Consider the following 17,058-nt stretch of genomic DNA (forward strand, 5'->3'; position numbering starts at 1 on the left):
CCATGAGCAACGAGCCGCGCGACGGTGCTCGGGCAGACCCGGAGCACGAACCCACCGAGCACTCGCACCACAGCGAGGGCGAGCTGCCCGGCGGCTGGACCCTGCCACCGGCTCCCGCCGACGACGAGACCATGCCACTCCCCATCGTCGGAACCAGAGCGAAGTCGCCGGACGACCACGCGGCACCGGAACCCGGCCGACCGGCACACCGCCCCGAATCCACCGAGCACCCGCACACTATCGAGGCCACTCAGGCATCGCCGCGTGACGAATCGCCGCCGGCCGCGCACCCCGGCCGACCACCCGTCACGAACGGGCCAACCGCGGCGGCACACCGCCCCGACACGACCGAGCACCCGCACACCACGGATGCCACCCAAGCATCAACGCGCCCCGGACCGTCTACCCGCGACAATGCCACCGTGACAGGCCATTCCGACGCCACCCAGGCGGCCACCCGCGCCGCACCGCCGCCGCCGCACCGTCCCGACAGCGCCGAGCACCCGCACGCCGCGGAGGTCACTCGGGCATATCCGCGCGCAGGTGACGCCGACCAGGCCACCGCAGCAGGACGTTCAGACGCCACCCAGGCGGCCCCCCGCCACATACCACCGCCCGCGACGGAAGCCGCCTATCGTCCCGACAGCGAGTTCGCCGCGCCGGCGACTCAGCGGGCCGGTGCCGTGCCGACCCGAGGTGCCGAATCAACGGCAACCGCCGCGACGCCGCCCGAATCCGGTGCGCCGACTTCGGGTCCGCAGACCGGCCCGAGCACCGCCCGTTCCGGTCGCAGTGTGCGCACCGCCAGGTCGCGGCCGACGCGCAGGCTCGGCGCGGGCCTGGTGCCGATTCCGGCCGTGACGCCCGCCGATCCCCGCGAGGCGGTGCTCGCCGATCCGGTGGTCGCGGAGGGCAGACGATTCTGCTGGCGGTGTATGAACCCGGTCGGGCGATCGACCCCCGCCAAGACCGCGTCGTCCGCGGGCGCGTGCGAAAACTGTGGCGCCGCCTACGATTTCCGGCCCTCGCTGCACGCGGGCGATATGGTCGCCGGACAGTACGAGATCCAGGGCTGCATCGCACACGGTGGGCTCGGCTGGATCTATCTGGCGATCGACCGCAATGTCAGCGACCGGTGGGTGGTGCTCAAGGGCCTGTTGCATGCCGGGGACGCGGAAGCGCAGGCCGTCGCGGTGGCGGAGCGCCAGTTCCTGGCCGAGGTGACGCACCCGAGCATCGTGAAGATCCACAACTTCGTCGAGCACACCGATCCGGCCGGATCGAGTATCGGCTACATCGTGATGGAGTACGTCGGTGGCCGGTCACTGCGCGACATCCTGGAGGCAAGGCCCTCCGGTGAGCGGATGCCGTTGGCGGAGGCCATCGCCTATGTGCTGGAGATCCTGCCCGCGCTCGAACATCTGCATTCGATCGGTCTGACCTACAACGACCTCAAGCCCGATAATGTGATGGTCACCGAGGACCAGGTGAAGCTGATCGACCTCGGCGCGGTCGCGCTGATCGAGGCCTACGGAAACCTCTACGGCACCAAAGGGTTCCAGGCACCCGAGATCGCCAGAACCGGACCGACCCCGGCGTCGGACGTGTACACCGTCGGGCGCACGCTGGCCGCGCTCACCCTGCGGCTGCCCACCCAGCACGGCCGCTACGTCGACGGCATCCCCGATCCCGCCGACGAACCGCTGCTCGCCCGCTACGAGTTCTTCCACCGGTTCCTGCTCACCGCCACCGAAACCGATCCGGCACTGCGCTTTCCGTCGGCGCGGGCGATGTCGGCGCAGCTGGCCGGGGTACTGCGGGAGATCCTGGCCTACGACACCGAGACCGAACATCCACAGCTGTCAACGGTGTTCAGTCCACAGCGCAGCAGTTTCGGCACCGAGGAACTGATCAGCCAGACCGACGCCTACCTCGACGGCGTCGGCCGCTCCCCGCTGCTCGACCCCGGCGAGGTGGCCGATGCGTTGCCGATTCCGCTGATCGATCCGGCCGACCCGTCGGCTCCGCTGCTGGCCGCGACCGCCAATCTCGAACCGGAGCGGGTACTGGAGGCGCTGCACGAGGCCCGCGAACGCGCCGAGGCCGACCCGGACAACGCCCCGGAGACCCTGGCGGGCGAACTCGTCTTCGCCGAGGCCCGCGCCCGGCTCGAGCTCGGCGAATCGGCCGCAGTGCTGCACCTGCTGGCCCGGATACCCGGCGACTCCGATTGGCGGGCCGACTGGTTCGCCGGTCAGGCCTACCTGCTCGAGCTGGACTACGAGGCCGCCTTCGCCGCGTTCGAGGCCGTACTGCGGGTGCTGCCCGGCGAGATCGCCCCCAAACTCGCACTGGCCGCCACCGCGGAACTCATTCTGCAGCACTGGGATACCGACGCACCCGAGCAATGGCGCTCCTTCGCCGAACGCTATTACGGCACCGTCTGGCGCACCGACCGGGCCGTGGTGAGCGCCGCCTTCGGCCTGGCCAGGCAGCTCGCGGTGGCGGGCCGGGTCGGCGAGGCGGTACACGCCCTCGACGACGTGCCCACCGCCGCACGGCATTTCACCACCGCGCAGACCACCGCGATCCTGCTGCTGCTCACCAGCGCTCCGGTCGCCGAGCTCGACGAACAGGTCCTGCGCCTCGCCGCCTCCCGCGCCCAGTCGATCCCGCCCGGCGAACACCGCTCGACGCTCATGCGCACCCTGGTCCAGGGCAGCGCGCTGGCCTGGCTGCAGGCGGGAAACACGCCGAGACGTAAGGACGCCAAGCTGTTCGGCCGCCGCTTCGACGAACGGGAGCTGCGCGACGGCACCGAGTCGGGCCTACGGGCCATCGCCCGCAACGCACCGGGCCGGGTGCACCGCTACGCCCTGGTCGACCTGGCCAACGCGCTGCGCGCGAAGTCCTGGTTCTAGCCCGCGCCGACGAGCCGGTGCGCGGCGCGCGCGATGGCCAGTTCCTCGTTCGTCGGCACCACGAGCACCGCCACCGGCGCAGTGTCCGGCGAAATCACCCGAACACCAGGGGTTCTGGTGGCATTGCGGTCCGGGTCGATCTCGATGCCGAACCCCGAGAGCCCGGCGAGGGCGTCGGCCCGCACGGCCGGACTGTTCTCGCCGACCCCCGCGGTGAACACGATGGTGTCGACGCGCCCGAGCTCGACCAGGTAGGCGCCGAGGTAGCGGCGCAAGCGGTGGATGTAGACGTCGTAGGCCAATTTCGCCGCGGCGTCGCCGTTGTCGATGAGCTGCTGCAACTCACGGAAATCGTTCACCCCCGACAGCCCCTTGATGCCGGACTCGCGGTTGAGCAGCTGCTCCACCGCGGCCAGATCGAGCCCGGCGGCGTTCATCAGCTGCGGCATGATGCCGGGATCGAGGTCACCCGGCCGCGTTCCCATGACCAAACCCTCCAGCGGAGTCATGCCCATGGTGGTGTCCACCGCGACACCACCGGCGATGGCCGAGGCCGACGCGCCGTTGCCGAGGTGGAACACGATCTGGTCGAGGTCGCTGACCGGCTTGCCGAGGAATTGCGCTGCCCGCTCCGACACGTAGTGATGCGAGGTGCCGTGGAACCCGTATTTGCGGACACCGTGCGCGGCGGCGAGTTTCGCGTCGATCGCGTAGGTGCGCGCGGCCTCCGGCATGGCGTGGAAGAAGGCGGTGTCGAAGACGGCGACCTCGGGGATGTCGGGCAGCAGCTCCCTGGTGGACTCGATACCGATCACATTCGCCGGATTGTGCAGCGGCGCGAGCACCGACAACTCGTCGATGGTGCGCACGACCTCGTCGGTGATCAGCGTCGGCTGCCAGAACACCTCACCGCCGTGCACCACCCGATGCCCGACCGCGCTCACCCCGATGGTGGTGAGGTCGATACCGGTCTCCCGGAACATCTCGAACGCCTGCCGCAACCCGGCCCGGTGATCGGCGATGGCGCCCTCGTGCACCAGCTTCCGGTCGCCGCACTCGTGCACGATCCGGCCACCGTGCGCCTCGCCAATCTTCTCGACCAGCCCCGAGGCCAGCACCTCCGCCGAATCAGCGTGCAGCAGCTGATATTTGATCGAGGACGAGCCGCAGTTGAGTACCAGCACCAGGTCGCTCATCGCGACTCGCCCTGTGCCTGGATGGCCGTGATGGCCACCGTGTTCACGATGTCGGCGACCAGTGCGCCGCGCGAGAGATCGTTGACCGGCTTGCGCAGACCCTGCAGCACCGGGCCGATCGCCACGGCACCCGCGCTGCGCTGCACCGCCTTGTAGGTGTTGTTGCCGGTATTGAGGTCGGGGAAGACGAACACTGTCGCCCGGCCCGCCACATCGGATTCGGGCAGCTTGGCGCTGGCCACCGCGGGCTCGATCGCGGCGTCGTACTGGATCGGGCCCTCCACCGGCAGCTGCGGCGCCCGGTCCCGCACCAATTCCGTTGCGGTGCGGACCTTGTCGACATCGGCTCCGGTGCCGGATTCGCCGGTCGAGTACGACAGCATCGCCACCCGCGGGTCGATCCCGAACCTGGCCGCGGTCCCCGCCGAGGACACCGCGATATCGGCCAGCTGCTCGGCGGTCGGGTCGGGCACCACCGCGCAGTCACCGTAGGCGAGCACCCGATCGGCGAGACACATCAGGAACACGCTCGACACCGTGGCGACCCCCGGCACGGTCTTGATGATCTCGAACGAGGGGCGGATGGTGTGCGCGGTGGTGTGCGCGGCGCCGGAGACCATGCCGTCGGCGATGCCCTGGTAGACCATCATGGTGCCGAAATAGGAGATGTCGGCCATGGTCTCGCGGGCCCGCTCCATCGTCATGCCCTTGTGCTTGCGCAGCTCGGTGTAGGTGGTGGCGAAATCCTCCAGGTAACCGGAGGTGCGCGGGTCGAGGACCTGCGCGGCGGCGATGTCGACCCCCAGTTCGGCGGCGCGCGCCCGCACCGCGGTCTCGTCACCGAGGATGGTGAGATCGGCGATTTTGCGCTGCAGCACCCGGCCCGCGGCCCGCAGGATGCGGTCGTCGTCGCCCTCGGGCAGCACGATCCGCTTGCGGTCGGCACGGGCCCGCTCGATGAGCTGGTACTCGAACATCTGCGGGGTCACCACATGCGAGGGCGGCACCTGGATTCGTTTCAGCAGCTCCGGCGCGTCGACCCGTTCCTCCATCAGGGCCAGCGCGGTATCGACCTTGAGCGGGCTGCCCGCCCACATCCGGCCGCGGGTGCGGTGTACGGCGCTGGCCGTGTCGTAGGTGCCCAGTTCGGTGGCCAGGATCGGCAGCTTCGGGTGCAGGCCTTCCATCAGCCGGGCGATCGCCGGATGCGGGCGGATGCCGCCGTTCATGATGATGCCGGCCAGCGACGGAAACCCCTCCGCCTCATGGGCATTCACCACACTGAGCAGCACGTCGGACCGGTCGCCCGGCGCGATCACCACCACACCGTCGGACAGGCGCTCGAGGATGTGCTCGGCGGTCATGCCGCCGACCATGATCCGCAGCGCCTCGCGCTGCAGCAGTTCGGGGTCGCCGCTGTAGATCTCGCCGTCGATGGCCGTACACAGCTCGCCCATGGTCGGCGCCATCAGCAGCGGCACCTCGGGCAGGGTCCAGGACGGCACATCGAGATCGGCGACAGCGGCGCCGATCTCGTCGATCTCCTCGGGTGCGCACCGGTTGACCACCACCGCGACCAACTGGGCGTGCTCGGCGGTCAGCTCGCTGCCACACAGTTCGACCAGCTGCCTGACCTCACCGGGGGTACGGTCGGCCCCGCGTACCACCAGCAACACCGGCGCGCCGAGGTTCACCGCGATGCGGGCGTTGTAGCGCAGCTCGCTCGGGCTGGCCACATCGGTGTAGTCGCTGCCGACGATCACCACCGCGTCGCAGGCCTTGGCCACGTCGTGGAAGCGCATCACGATATCGCTGATCGCGGCGACCGGATCGCGGTGCACGTCCTCGTAGGTGACGCCGATGGCCTGGTCGTAGCCGATGTCGGCGGTGCTGTGCTCGAGCAGCAGTTCGAGGATGTAGTCGGGCTCGTCGGTGGAGCGGGTGATCGGGCGGAACACCCCGACGCGTGCGGTGGTCGCGCACAGCATCTGCAAGACGCCGAGCGCCACGGTGGACTTTCCGGTGTCACCCTCGGGTGAGGCGATGTACACGGTGGACGGCGCTTGTTCGACCATGCCCGCGAGCTTAGTGAATTCTCGGCGATTCGGGCGTTCGGTGTGGCGCGATCGGCCGCGTTATAGTCCGGCCCATGACTACGCCGTTCCCGGATCGGCAGTGGGGTTCGCGCACCACCCTGCTCTCCCGCGCCGCCAACCGTTTCGCCGCGACCAAGCCGGGTTCCTGGCTGATCCGCACGGTGACGCCGCTGGACCGGGCCCTGCTCGAGCGCACCGACGCCAAGTACACCGTGCTCGGCCCGATCGGCGCCCCGGTGATCCTGCTGACCACCACCGGCCGCAAGTCCGGCGTCAAGCGCACCCAGCCGCTGCTCTACGTGCACGACGGCGACACCCTCTACGTCGTCGGCTCCAATTTCGGCCAGGCGCACCACCCCGCATGGACCGCCAACCTGCTCGCCGACCCGAACGCCACCGTCGCCATCGCAGGCGAGCGCATCCCGGTCGTCGCCACCCAGGTCCCCGAGGCGGACAAAGAAGCGGTGTTCGCCCGCTTCGTCGAGATCACCGGCGCCTACACCGCCTACCGCAACCGCACCACCCGCGATCTGCGCATCTTCGCCCTCCGCCGGGCATAGCGAGCGGCCGCCCGCCCGGCAGTTCGACGAGATGCCGGAACCGGCCGAGTGGTTCGGCCTCGCGGTCAGCCGAGGGCGCGCAGCCGCGGCGCCAGATCCCGCTCGAACAGATCGAGGAAACGCAGCTGGTCGTGCCCTGGCGCGTGGAAGACGAGGTGGTTGAGCCCGGCATCGAGGTAGGGCTTGATCTGGGCGACGGCCTCGTCGGGATCGCTGGCTACGATCCAGCGCTTGGCGACCTGTTCGATCGGCAGCGCGTCGGCGGCGGCTTCCATTTCGATCGGGTCGGTGATGTCGTGCTTCTGCTCGGCGGTCAGCGACAGCGGCGCCCAGAAGCGGGTGTTCTGCAGGGCCAGTTCGGGATCGGTGTCGTAGGAGATCTTGATCTCGATCATCTTGTCGATCCCGGCGACATCGCGCCCAACCTTCGCCGCACCCTCGGCGACGGCGGGCATCAGCTTCTCGGTGTAGAGGTCCATGCCCTTACCGGAGGTGCAGATGAAACCGTCGCCCGCGCGACCGGCATAGCGGGCGACGACCGGGCCACCGGCGGCGATGTAGACGGGGATGCCGCCCTTGGGCACGTCGTAGATGGAGGCGCCGACGGTGTGGTAGTACTCGCCGTCGAAATCGGTGCGCTCACCGGTCCACAGCTCGCGCATCAGGTTCACCGCCTCGCGCAGACGGGCGAAACGCTCCTTGAAATCGGGCCAATCACCGGAGTATCCGGTCGCGATCTCGTTGAGCGCCTCGCCGGTGCCGACACCGAGCATGACCCGGCCCGGGTACAGGCAGCCGAAGGTGGCGAAGGCCTGGGCGATCACCGCCGGGTTGTAGCGGAACGTGGGGGTGAGGACCGAGGTGCCGAGCATGATGCGCTCGGTACGCTCGCCGGTAGCGGCCAGCCACGCCAGGGAGAAGGGCGCGTGGCCGCCGTTGTGGCGCCACGGCTGGAAGTGATCGCTGACGGTGGCGCTGTCGAGCCCGTGCTCCTCGGCGGCCACCGCCAGCTCGACCAGTTCGCGCGGGCCGAACTGTTCGGCCGATGCCTTGTATCCGAGCTTGAGATCAACCATCCCAGCCACTCCTGTCGTTCGCGTCGTCGCAGCCCCTGCCGCTTCGACACTAACCAACGCCGATATCTCCTGTCCGGTCGCACGGAAACGCCTTTTAGCGGATGATTAGCTGGTGACCGCCAAGGATGATCGGATCTTGTCGTACCTGACCGACATGGACGGCGTACTGGTGCACGAGGATCAGCTGATCCCCGGCGCCGACGACTTCCTCGCCGAACTCCGCGCGAACGACATCCCCTTCCTGGTGCTGACCAACAACTCGATCCGCACCCCGCGCGATCTGCAGGCGCGGCTGCGCCACTCCGGCCTCGACATACCCGAGGAGTCCATCTGGACTTCGGCGCTGGCCACCGCCACCTTCCTCGACGACCAGCGGCCCAACGGCACCGCCTACGTCGTCGGCGAGTCCGGCCTCACCACCGCGCTGCACGAGATCGGTTACGTGCTCACCGACAGCGACCCCGACTACGTGGTGCTCGGCGAGACCCGCACCTATTCGTTCGAGGCCATCACCACCGCGATCCGGCTGGTCGAGCGCGGCGCCAAGTTCATCGCCACCAACCCCGACGCCACCGGCCCCTCGCGCGACGGCGTGCTGCCGGCCACCGGTTCGGTCGCCGCGCTCATCACCCGCGCCACCGGTAAGGATCCGTACTACGTGGGCAAACCGAATCCGCTGATGATGCGGTCGGCCCTGCGCCGCATCGGCGCGCACTCGCAGAGCACGGTGATGATCGGCGACCGGATGGACACCGACGTGATCTCCGGCCTGGAGGCCGGGATGCGCACGATCCTGGTCACCTCGGGCATCTCCACCAAGAGCTCGGTGGAGCAGTACCCGTTCCGGCCAACGCTCGTGGTCGACTCGGTCGCCGAACTCATCGGCCGCACCCGCACACCGTTCACCGACTGACATGTGATCCGCATCACCATGGAATAGGTTTCCGCACCTCCTGGTTATAGTTGCCATGGCAACCAAAGGAGGGTCCGTGCAGTTCGGAATCTTCACCGTCGGTGACGTGACCACCGATCCCACCACCGGCCACACTCCCACCGAGGCCGAGCGGATCAAGGCGATGGTCGCGATCGCGCAGAAGGCCGAGGAGGTGGGACTCGACGTGTTCGCGATGGGCGAGCACCACAATCCGCCGTTCGTGCCGTCCTCGCCGACCACCATGCTCGGCTACCTCGCGGGCCGCACCGAGAACATCCTGCTGTCCACCTCGACCACGCTGATCACCACCAACGACCCGGTGAAGATCGCCGAGGACTTCGCGATGCTGCAACACCTGGCCGACGGCCGGGTCGACTTGATGCTCGGCCGCGGCAACACCGGCCCGGTCTACCCGTGGTTCGGCAAGGACATCCGCGACGGTATCCCGCTGGCCATCGAGAACTATCACCTGCTGCACCGGCTCTGGCGCGAAGACGTGGTCGACTGGGAGGGCAAATTCCGCACCCCGCTGCAGTCGTTCACCTCCACCCCGCGCCCGCTCGACGACGTGCCGCCATTCGTCTGGCACGGCTCCATCCGTAGCCCGGAGATCGCCGAACAGGCCGCCTACTACGGAGACGGCTTCTTCGCCAACCACATCTTCTGGCCCACCGACCACTTCCAGCGGCTGATCGAGCTGTACCGCCGCCGCTACGAGCACTACGGTCACGGCAGCGCCGACCAGGCGATCGTCGGCCTCGGCGGCCAGGTGTTCCTGCGCAAGAACTCCCAGGACGCGGTCCGCGAATTCCGGCCCTACTTCGACAACGCACCCGTCTACGGACACGGTCCCTCGCTGGAGGAGTTCACCGCGCAGACTCCGCTCACCGTCGGCAGCCCGGCGCAGGTCATCGAGAAGACGCTCACCTTCCGCGAGCACTTCGGCGACTACCAGCGTCAGCTGTTCCTGATGGACCACGCCGGCCTGCCGCTGAAGACGGTGCTCGAGCAGCTCGATCTGCTCGGCGAGGAAGTGATTCCGGTGCTGCGCAAGGAATTCGCGACAGGGCGCCCCGCGCATGTGCCCGATGCGCCGACGCACGCCGCACTGCTGGCCGCCAAGAGCGCCGCCCAGGTCGGCGCATGACGTCGGCACCCCCTACCGAACACGGAGGTGATCGCATGACAACCCGCATCGCCGTGGTGTCAGCTGGACTGTCACAGCCGTCGTCGACCCGGATGCTGGCCGACCGGCTGGCCACCGCGACCACGCGCGAACTGCGCGCCGCGGGCGCCGAGGTCGAACTGAACGTCGTCGACCTGCGCGATCACGCCCGCGAACTCGCCGACAACCTGCTCACCGGATTCCCGGCACCGTCGCTGCGGGCCGCGATCGACCAGGTGGTCACCGCCGACGGCCTGATCGCGGTGACACCGATCTTCAGCGCCTCCTACAGCGGCCTGTTCAAGACGTTCTTCGATGTGCTCGAACCGGATTCGCTCGCGGGCAAGCCGGTACTGGCCGGCGCCACCGGCGGCACCGAACGTCACTCACTGGCGCTGGAACACGCCGTGCGCCCGCTGTTCACCTACCTGCGCTCGATCGTCGTCCCCACAGCCGTCTACGCCGCGACGTCGGACTGGGGCACACGCGACGCCGACCAGGCACTGAACAACCGGATCGACCGCGCCGCGGCCGAATTCACCACCCAGATCCTCGGCAGGCCCACCGCCGTGTCCGCCGACCCCTACGACGAGCCGACCCCGTTCGCGAATCTGCTCGCAGCCAACGCACCCCGCTAGACCGACCAACCAAGGAGCAATCATGACCACCGCACTCACCAACGGCCTCACCGCGGGCACCTGGACCATCGACGCCGCCCACTCCACCGTCGGCTTCTCGGTACGCCACCTGATGGTGAGCAAGGTCCGTGGCCGCTTCACCGATTTCGACGGCGCGCTCGTCATCGACGAGGACGGCAGCGCCTCGGCCAACGCCGAGATCCGCGTCGACTCCCTCACCACCGACAACGCCCAGCGCGACGGCCACCTGCGCACCGCCGACTTCTTCCACGCCGAACAGTTCCCGGTGATGACGTTCAAGTCCACCGGATTCCGTGGCGAAGGCAACGATTTCGTCGTCGACGGCGAGTTCACCGTGCGCGGCAACACCAAGCCGGTCTCGCTGGAGGTGGAATTCCTCGGCGTGAACCCGGGTATGGGCAACGGCCCGGTCGCCGGGTTCGAGGCCAAGACGGTGGTCTCGCGCCGCGACTTCGGCCTCGACATCGACATGCCGCTGCCCGACGGCGGCGCCGTGATCGGCGACAAGATCACCCTCACGCTCGAGATCGAGGTCGTCCTGCAGGGCTGAGCGCGCGACTCGACGCCCTCGGCTGGTGCCGAGGGCGTCGTGCCGAGCAGCCCACCAAAGGCGGAAGCCACGCTGCACGTTCACTTCCGTCCCGAATGGTCCCGATCGCGACGATTCGGGCTGATTGTGTGGGCTCAGCGCGGCCGAGCCCCCACCCCCTCGGCGGTGATCGCATCGACCGCCGCCGAGAGGCGAGTCAACGCGGCGACGACATTCGCGAACTCCGCAGGTCCCAGCTCCGCGGCGAGGCGGTTGGCGACTCGCGCGTGCTGTGGGTCGATCCGACGCACCGCGGCCGAGCCCGCCTCGGTCGCGGCGACCAGCTTGGCCCGCTTGTGCGCCGGGTTCGGCCGATATTCACACAACCCCTTGTCGACCAGCAGATCGGCGATGCGCTGCACGCTCTGCCTGGTGATGCCCATCTCGCGGGCGATACCCGCTACCGGCAGCGGCTCGGCGAGAACCGCACCGAGCACCTGCCACCACGCGGCGGTGAGCCCGGCCGGGGCCGCCAATTCCTCGGCGATGGCGAGGAATTGGCCGTTGAGCCGAAACGATGTGATCGCGGCGGTCGCAAACAGTTCCTGTTCGTGCATCAGGCGTTGGCGGCCTCGTACTCCGCGAGCACGGCATAGGCCGCGGGATCCCGATGCGCGTACAGCGCGTACCAGGCGTCGAGCACATGAGGCTCGTACACCCCGAGGCGCGCGAAGATCTCCCTGGCGAACTCGAACGGGGACATGCCGTCGGCCGTGATCACGTCACGATCGGTGACCGCGGGCGCCTCCACGTAGTTCTGCGCACCCGAATACCCGCTGTACCCGAGATATTCGGCGGCATTGGACGTGTGCTTGCGATCGTCGAGCAGGCCCGCCTTCGCCAGACCGAAGGTGGCACCGCAGATTCCGGCCACCGGCACGCCCGCGGCGAGGAACTGGGCCGCCTTGTGCGCGAACGGCGTCAGCGTCTCGCCGTCCCACAGATCGGCGCCGGGCAGGATCAGCATCGCACTGTCGGCCGGATCCACCTCCGCGAGCGCGAGGTCCGGTGTGACCCGCAGGCGCCCCATCGTGGTGATCGGCGTCGCGCTCAGGCCCACCGTTTTCACCTCGAAGGTGCCCGGCTCCCGATGGAAGTTGCCATTGGCGAGATGCGCGGTGGCGGCGCCGACCTCCCAGTCCGCGAGAGTGTCGTAGACGGCCATGTGCACGGTTTTCATCGACATGACAGTATCCTGTCATAAATGACAGGATACTGTCAATAAGGAACTCGAAACCCACCCGAAGGCCGCACATCGTACGCTGACGGCATCCGGTGCGAGACAAGGAGACTTCAGCGCGATGACCGACCCGGTGCAGGGCCTGACGGGAACCCTCACGTCACCGATCCGGGCGGCGGGCGCGCTCGGCGAAGTGCTCGTCGCGATCCGCGGCGGCACCGAGAGCTATCTCGCCCGGGCCGACGAGCCGATCGAGGCCGGAGCCACCGTGTTGATCGTCGCGGTCCATCCGGGCCGGGTGGTCGACGTCGTCACCTGGATTCCGCTCACGAAGGAGAACTGAAGATGCTGGGCTATCACGTTCCTGACCCCGATGAGGCCATGCTGGTCAGCGGTGGCACGTCCAAGGACAACGCGCCGTTCAAGGTGATCATCGGCCGTGGTGCCTGGGTGATCCCGTTCTTCCGCAAGGTCCGCTACCTGTCGCTGGCCATGTTCGAATCCGAGATCAGGGAACGCTGCGTCACCAAGCAGGCGATCCAGCTCGATGTGCGCGCGGTGATCGCGTTCAAGGTCGCCAACGACACCCCCTCCATCGTCAACGCCGCCCAGCGCTTCCTGTCCGAGCAGGAGCAGGAGATGTCGGTGCTCACCGGGCGCATCTTCTCCGGTCACCTGCGCTCGATCGTCGGCTCGATGACCGTCGAGGAGATCATCCGGGAGCGCCAGAAGCTCGCCGACGAGGTGCTGCTCGCTTCCAAGGTGGAGATGAGCAATATCGGCCTGTGGGTCGATTCCTTCCAGATCCAGTCCATCGACGACGGCGACCTCGGCTACATCAACGCCCTCGCGGCCCCGCACAACGCCGCCGTGCAGCGCGACGCCCAGATCGCCCAGGCCCAGGCCGCCCAGCGCTCCGCCGAGGCCGAACAGGAATCGCTGCGCCGTCGGGCCGAATACGAACGCGAGACCTCGATCCTCAAGGCCCAGTACCAGCGCGATATCGACCGGGCCGAAGCCGAAGCCGCCCAGGCGGGCCCGCTGGCCGACGCCATCGCCCGCCAAGAGGTGCTCACCGCCCAGGCCGAGCAGGCCCGCAAGAACGCCGAACTGCGCGAGCAGGAACTGCAAGCCGAGGTCGTGAAACCCGCTCAGGCCGAGGCCGAACGCGTCCGCATCCTCGCCGAGGCCGAAGCCGACCGCACCCGCATCCAGGCCGAAGCAGCCGCCTCCAACAACCGCATCGCCCTGGATCAGCTCCTCATCGAACAACTCCCCGAAATCGTCAAACAGGCCTCCGCGGGCCTGTCCAACGCCAACCTCACCGTGTTGAACGGGCCCGACGGTGTGGGCGAACTCGTCAATGGGATGGTCGGACAGGGGCTCACCGTCTTCAACTCCTTGCAGAAGGCGCTGTCGAACGGCGAGAGCGACGGCCTCAAAGGAGAATGACGAGGTCGGGATGGTGCTGCCGCATCGCGTTCATACAAGCAAGTTGCAGACGCTCCCCATCATCACCCGGTCGGGCTGACGTCTGCCGCGGTGCGGGGTCCACACCCGACAACCAGGGCGAGTGGTGAGCCGCAGTTCCTCAGAACAGTAGGCCGAGAAGCCATTCGACGATGTTCGCGAGCAGGCGGGAGATCCCGCGCAGGATTCGGGCGAATACGGATGGCCCGCCGGATTTCGACAGACTGATTCGGCGGGCCATTCCGGGAGTTAGCTCAGGGCGTGGTCGAGGTCGGCCAGTAGGTCTTCGATGTCCTCGAGGCCGACCGAGATGCGGACGACGCCGTCGGAGAGGCCGATGGTGGCTCGGCCCTCCGGGCCCATCGCACGGTGAGTTGTGGTGGCGGGGTGGGTGATCAGGGTTTTCGCGTCGCCGAGGTTGTTGGAGATATCGATGATGCGCAGGCGGTTGAGCACCTCGAAGGCGCGCTTTTTGCCGTCCTCGCCCGCGAGCTCGAAGGTGACGACGGTACCGCCGCCGGACATCTGCGACTTGGCCAGCGCGTACTGCGGATGTGATTCCAGGAAGGGGTATTTCACCCAGTTCACGGACTTGTTCGTCTCCAGGAACTGAGCCACTTTCAGCGCGGACTCGGTGGACTGGCGCACCCGCAGCGGCATCGTTTCCAGACCCTTGAGCAGGGTCCAGGCGTTGAATGGGCTCAGCGCGGGGCCGGTGTGGCGCATCAGGTTCTTGACCGGACCGTCGATGTAGTCGGTGGCGCCGAGGATGGCGCCGCCGAGGACGCGGCCCTGGCCGTCGATGTGCTTGGTGCCGGAGTAGACGACCACGTCGGCGCCGAGTTCGAAGCCGCGCTGCAGCAGCGGGGTGGCGAAGACGTTGTCCAGCACCACCTTCGCGCCCGCGGCATGGGCGAGCTCGGTGACCTTGCGGACATCGACGAGGGTCTGCATCGGGTTGGCCGGGGTCTCGAAGAACACGGCCTGGGTGGGCACCGAGAGCGCCCGCTCCCACTGGTCGAGATCGTCACCGTCGACGAAGACGGTCTCCACACCCCAGCGCGGCAGGATCTCGTTGCACACCACGAAGCAGGAGCCGAACAGGCTGCGCGCGGCCACCAGCCGGTCGCCCGCCTTCAGTAGCGCGCCCAGCGCGGTGAACACCGCCGACATGCCGGACGCGGTCGCGAACGCGGCTTCGGCGCCGTCGAGCAGACGGATGCGCTCCTCGAACATGGCCACCGTCGGGTTGCCGTAGCGGGAGTAGACGAAGTGCTCGACCTCGCCGGTGAAGGAGGCCTCGGCCGCCTCGGCGCTCTCGTAGACGAAACCCGAGGTCAGGTACAGCGCCTCGGAGGTCTCCTCGAAGCCGGATCGGCGCAGGCCGCCGCGCACACCGAGCGTTGCGGGGCCGACGCCCTCTGGCAGCGGCTTGTCGAACGAACCACCGGTGATCATGCGTTTCTCCCTATGCCTGGCGCCACGGCAGGCCGACCGCGCGCCAGCCGACGCTGCCGCGCTGCCCGAACGCGTCGGGACCGCCCTCGAAACCGTCGAGCACGTTGTAGGACGGGGTGATGCCCGCCGCGGTCGCCACCGTCGCCGCGCCGATGGAGCGCTGGCCAGAGCGACACAGGAACACCACGGGAGCGTCGTCGGGCCTGCCTGCCAGCGCCTGCTCGAGCTGCGCGCCGAAGGCCGGGTTGCGGGTCCCGGTGCCGTCGACCCACTCGATGAAGTGGGCCGGGCGCTCGATGGAGCTGGTGTCGGGGATGCCGATCTGCGCCCACTCACCTTCGGTGCGCACGTCGACGAGCACCGCACCGGGGTGCTCGGTCAGGATCTCCCACGCCTTCTCGGGCGTGATGTCGCCGGCGTAATTCATGTCGAACCTCCTGCGTGAATCCGCTCTTGCCGTGGCGGTCGTCCAGCACACGGCCAGGTCGTCACCCGGAGCACCCCACCGCGGAGGAGGGTTGCCGACCAGCGAGCCGGGGCTTGACGCTGGCACTCATGACCTTGCGATCTGAGATTGCCCCGGCACCGGTCACCGTGTCAAACGGTCAGGGGGTGCAGACCAGCCAGGTGTCGTCGACCTGGGTCAGGTTCCAGGTGAAGGTCGACGGCTCGTCGCCGACCTTCACCGTGGCGTCGATCTTGCCCCGCGAGCCGTTGACGGTGGCCTTGTCGAAGCCCTTCTTGTCGATGGTCACCTCGGAATCCGGGCCGCCGAGGCGTTCGGACAGACCGGATTTCACCTCGTCGAAGCCCTCGCAGGCCACACCGGGCGGCGGACGCAGCTCGCTGCGCGAGCGCGCGTCGATATAGTTGGTGACGGCGGCCGCGAGCCGATCGGCCACTGTGACATTTTTCTCAGCGGGCGAGAGCACGCCCCCGAGCACGATGCCGATGAGCACGATGACCGCGATCACCGCCGCCGCGACGAACGGGACGATGGAACGCTTGTCGGTCTGATCCACCACGATGGGCCCGTCGTCCGACCCTGTTTGCTCCTCGTTCATGCTGTAATCCTGGCAGACCCGGGGCGGGCAACCACACCGCGCGCCGGGTGGCCACGATGCCGCAGCTAGAATCGCCAGAATGCGGCCTGCTGCCGACGGTGCGGACAGCCGCCAGCAGCCGGATCGTCAACTTAGCCTAAGCTAAATCGACGCCGTCAACAGTTCTCGACCAAAGGGTGCGCGTAGAAATGACCGAACAGATGACCCGCCCGCTCCGCATTGCGATCGTGGGCGCAGGACCGGCCGGTATCTACGCCGCCGACGCGTTGATGAAGTCCGACGCCGAGGTGAGCATCGACCTCTACGAGCGCATGCCCGCCCCGTTCGGCCTGATCCGCTACGGTGTCGCGCCCGACCACCCGCGGATCAAGGGCATCATCACCGCCCTGCACAAGGTGCTCGACAAGGACCAGGTGCGCCTGCTCGGCAACATCGACTACGGCACCGACATCACCCTCGACGACCTGCGTCAGTTCTACGACGCGGTGATCTTCTCCACCGGCGCCAACGCCGACCGCGCCCTGCCGATCCCCGGTATCGACCTCGACGGTTCCTACGGTGCCGCCGACTTCGTTTCCTGGTACGACGGGCACCCGGATGTGCCGCGCTCGTGGCCGCTGGAGGCGGAGAAGGTCGCCGTGCTCGGTGTCGGCAACGTCGCCTTGGACGTGGCGCGGGTGCTGGCCAAGA

At 68.3% G+C, this 17,058-nt stretch carries 17 protein-coding genes and 1 riboswitch; of the genes, 9 read left to right on the top strand and 8 right to left on the bottom strand.

What is annotated here, in order from left to right; all coding sequences use genetic code 11:
- Positions 1-605: 605 nt before the first annotated feature.
- A complete protein-coding gene (locus ACFOW8_RS14800) occupies positions 606-2,921 on the top strand; it encodes a serine/threonine-protein kinase (RefSeq protein WP_378551205.1) in 2,316 nt (771 codons plus the stop codon).
- On the opposite strand, the gene ACFOW8_RS14805 is transcribed toward ACFOW8_RS14800, so the two are convergent.
- A complete protein-coding gene (locus ACFOW8_RS14805; protein ID WP_378551174.1) occupies positions 2,918-4,117 on the bottom strand; it encodes an acetate kinase in 1,200 nt (399 codons plus the stop codon). The genes ACFOW8_RS14800 and ACFOW8_RS14805 overlap by 4 nt on opposite strands.
- On the bottom strand, positions 4,114-6,192 hold the full coding sequence (gene pta, locus ACFOW8_RS14810) for a phosphate acetyltransferase (protein ID WP_378551175.1): 2,079 nt from the start codon (positions 6,190-6,192) through the stop codon (positions 4,114-4,116). Before pta ends, ACFOW8_RS14805 begins: the two co-directional genes overlap by 4 nt.
- A 74-nt stretch (positions 6,193-6,266) precedes the next feature.
- Between pta and ACFOW8_RS14815 the strand changes: the two genes are divergently transcribed.
- Positions 6,267-6,773, top strand: coding sequence for a nitroreductase/quinone reductase family protein (locus tag ACFOW8_RS14815; RefSeq protein WP_378551176.1), 507 nt, complete (start codon positions 6,267-6,269; stop codon positions 6,771-6,773).
- A gap of 65 nt (positions 6,774-6,838) precedes the next feature.
- Here ACFOW8_RS14815 and fgd read toward each other — a convergent pair whose 3' ends face one another.
- Positions 6,839-7,849, bottom strand: coding sequence for a glucose-6-phosphate dehydrogenase (coenzyme-F420) (fgd, locus tag ACFOW8_RS14820; RefSeq protein WP_378551177.1), 1,011 nt, complete (start codon positions 7,847-7,849; stop codon positions 6,839-6,841).
- A gap of 154 nt (positions 7,850-8,003) precedes the next feature.
- Between fgd and ACFOW8_RS14825 the strand changes: the two genes are divergently transcribed.
- The 4 genes from ACFOW8_RS14825 to ACFOW8_RS14840 all read left to right on the top strand — a co-directional run bounded on the left by ACFOW8_RS14825 (position 8,004) and on the right by ACFOW8_RS14840 (position 11,157).
- The gene (locus ACFOW8_RS14825) at positions 8,004-8,762 is read left to right on the top strand and encodes an HAD-IIA family hydrolase (protein WP_378551206.1); all 759 of its coding nucleotides are present in this window, start codon (positions 8,004-8,006) and stop codon (positions 8,760-8,762) included.
- Between the two features lie 76 nt (positions 8,763-8,838).
- On the top strand, positions 8,839-9,930 hold the full coding sequence (locus ACFOW8_RS14830) for an LLM class flavin-dependent oxidoreductase (protein ID WP_378551178.1): 1,092 nt from the start codon (positions 8,839-8,841) through the stop codon (positions 9,928-9,930).
- A gap of 35 nt (positions 9,931-9,965) precedes the next feature.
- Positions 9,966-10,586 carry an FMN reductase gene (locus ACFOW8_RS14835; RefSeq protein ID WP_378551179.1) on the top strand — a complete coding sequence of 207 codons (621 nt, stop codon included), beginning with the start codon at positions 9,966-9,968 and terminating at the stop codon, positions 10,584-10,586.
- A 22-nt stretch (positions 10,587-10,608) separates the two neighbouring features.
- Positions 10,609-11,157: a YceI family protein gene (locus ACFOW8_RS14840; RefSeq protein WP_378551180.1), complete on the top strand. Its 549-nt coding sequence runs from the start codon at positions 10,609-10,611 to the stop codon at positions 11,155-11,157.
- 134 nt (positions 11,158-11,291) lie between these two features.
- Here ACFOW8_RS14840 and ACFOW8_RS14845 read toward each other — a convergent pair whose 3' ends face one another.
- Positions 11,292-11,753 carry a MarR family winged helix-turn-helix transcriptional regulator gene (locus ACFOW8_RS14845; protein WP_378551181.1) on the bottom strand — a complete coding sequence of 154 codons (462 nt, stop codon included), beginning with the start codon at positions 11,751-11,753 and terminating at the stop codon, positions 11,292-11,294.
- The gene (locus tag ACFOW8_RS14850) at positions 11,753-12,376 is read right to left on the bottom strand and encodes a DJ-1/PfpI family protein (protein ID WP_378551207.1); all 624 of its coding nucleotides are present in this window, start codon (positions 12,374-12,376) and stop codon (positions 11,753-11,755) included. Before ACFOW8_RS14850 ends, ACFOW8_RS14845 begins: the two co-directional genes overlap by 1 nt.
- A 121-nt stretch (positions 12,377-12,497) precedes the next feature.
- Here ACFOW8_RS14850 and ACFOW8_RS14855 point away from each other — a divergent pair, with 121 nt between their 5' ends.
- Positions 12,498-12,719: a hypothetical protein gene (locus ACFOW8_RS14855; RefSeq protein ID WP_378551182.1), complete on the top strand. Its 222-nt coding sequence runs from the start codon at positions 12,498-12,500 to the stop codon at positions 12,717-12,719.
- A 2-nt stretch (positions 12,720-12,721) separates the two neighbouring features.
- Positions 12,722-13,828 carry an SPFH domain-containing protein gene (locus ACFOW8_RS14860; protein ID WP_378551183.1) on the top strand — a complete coding sequence of 369 codons (1,107 nt, stop codon included), beginning with the start codon at positions 12,722-12,724 and terminating at the stop codon, positions 13,826-13,828.
- A gap of 267 nt (positions 13,829-14,095) precedes the next feature.
- Here the strand turns inward: ACFOW8_RS14860 and ACFOW8_RS14865 are convergent, their stop codons facing one another.
- From ACFOW8_RS14865 to ACFOW8_RS14875, 3 genes are all read right to left on the bottom strand, one after another.
- Positions 14,096-15,304: an O-succinylhomoserine sulfhydrylase gene (locus ACFOW8_RS14865; RefSeq protein ID WP_378551184.1), complete on the bottom strand. Its 1,209-nt coding sequence runs from the start codon at positions 15,302-15,304 to the stop codon at positions 14,096-14,098.
- 10 nt (positions 15,305-15,314) lie between these two features.
- The gene (locus ACFOW8_RS14870; protein WP_378551185.1) at positions 15,315-15,731 is read right to left on the bottom strand and encodes a rhodanese-like domain-containing protein; all 417 of its coding nucleotides are present in this window, start codon (positions 15,729-15,731) and stop codon (positions 15,315-15,317) included.
- 17 nt (positions 15,732-15,748) lie between these two features.
- Positions 15,749-15,865, bottom strand: a riboswitch (SAM riboswitch).
- Positions 15,866-15,909: 44 nt separating this feature from the next.
- Positions 15,910-16,368 (bottom strand): Rv0361 family membrane protein, encoded by a 459-nt coding sequence (locus ACFOW8_RS14875; protein ID WP_378551186.1) that lies wholly within the window; start codon positions 16,366-16,368, stop codon positions 15,910-15,912.
- Between the two features lie 188 nt (positions 16,369-16,556).
- On the opposite strand from ACFOW8_RS14875, the gene ACFOW8_RS14880 reads away from it, so the two are divergent.
- Positions 16,557-17,058, top strand: a 502-nt coding sequence (locus ACFOW8_RS14880; protein ID WP_378551187.1) for an FAD-dependent oxidoreductase, incomplete at its 3' end; no start/stop codon positions are given.

It is taken from the genome of Nocardia rhizosphaerae, assembly GCF_042650365.1.
In the GTDB taxonomy this organism is placed as follows: domain Bacteria; phylum Actinomycetota; class Actinomycetes; order Mycobacteriales; family Mycobacteriaceae; genus Nocardia; species Nocardia rhizosphaerae.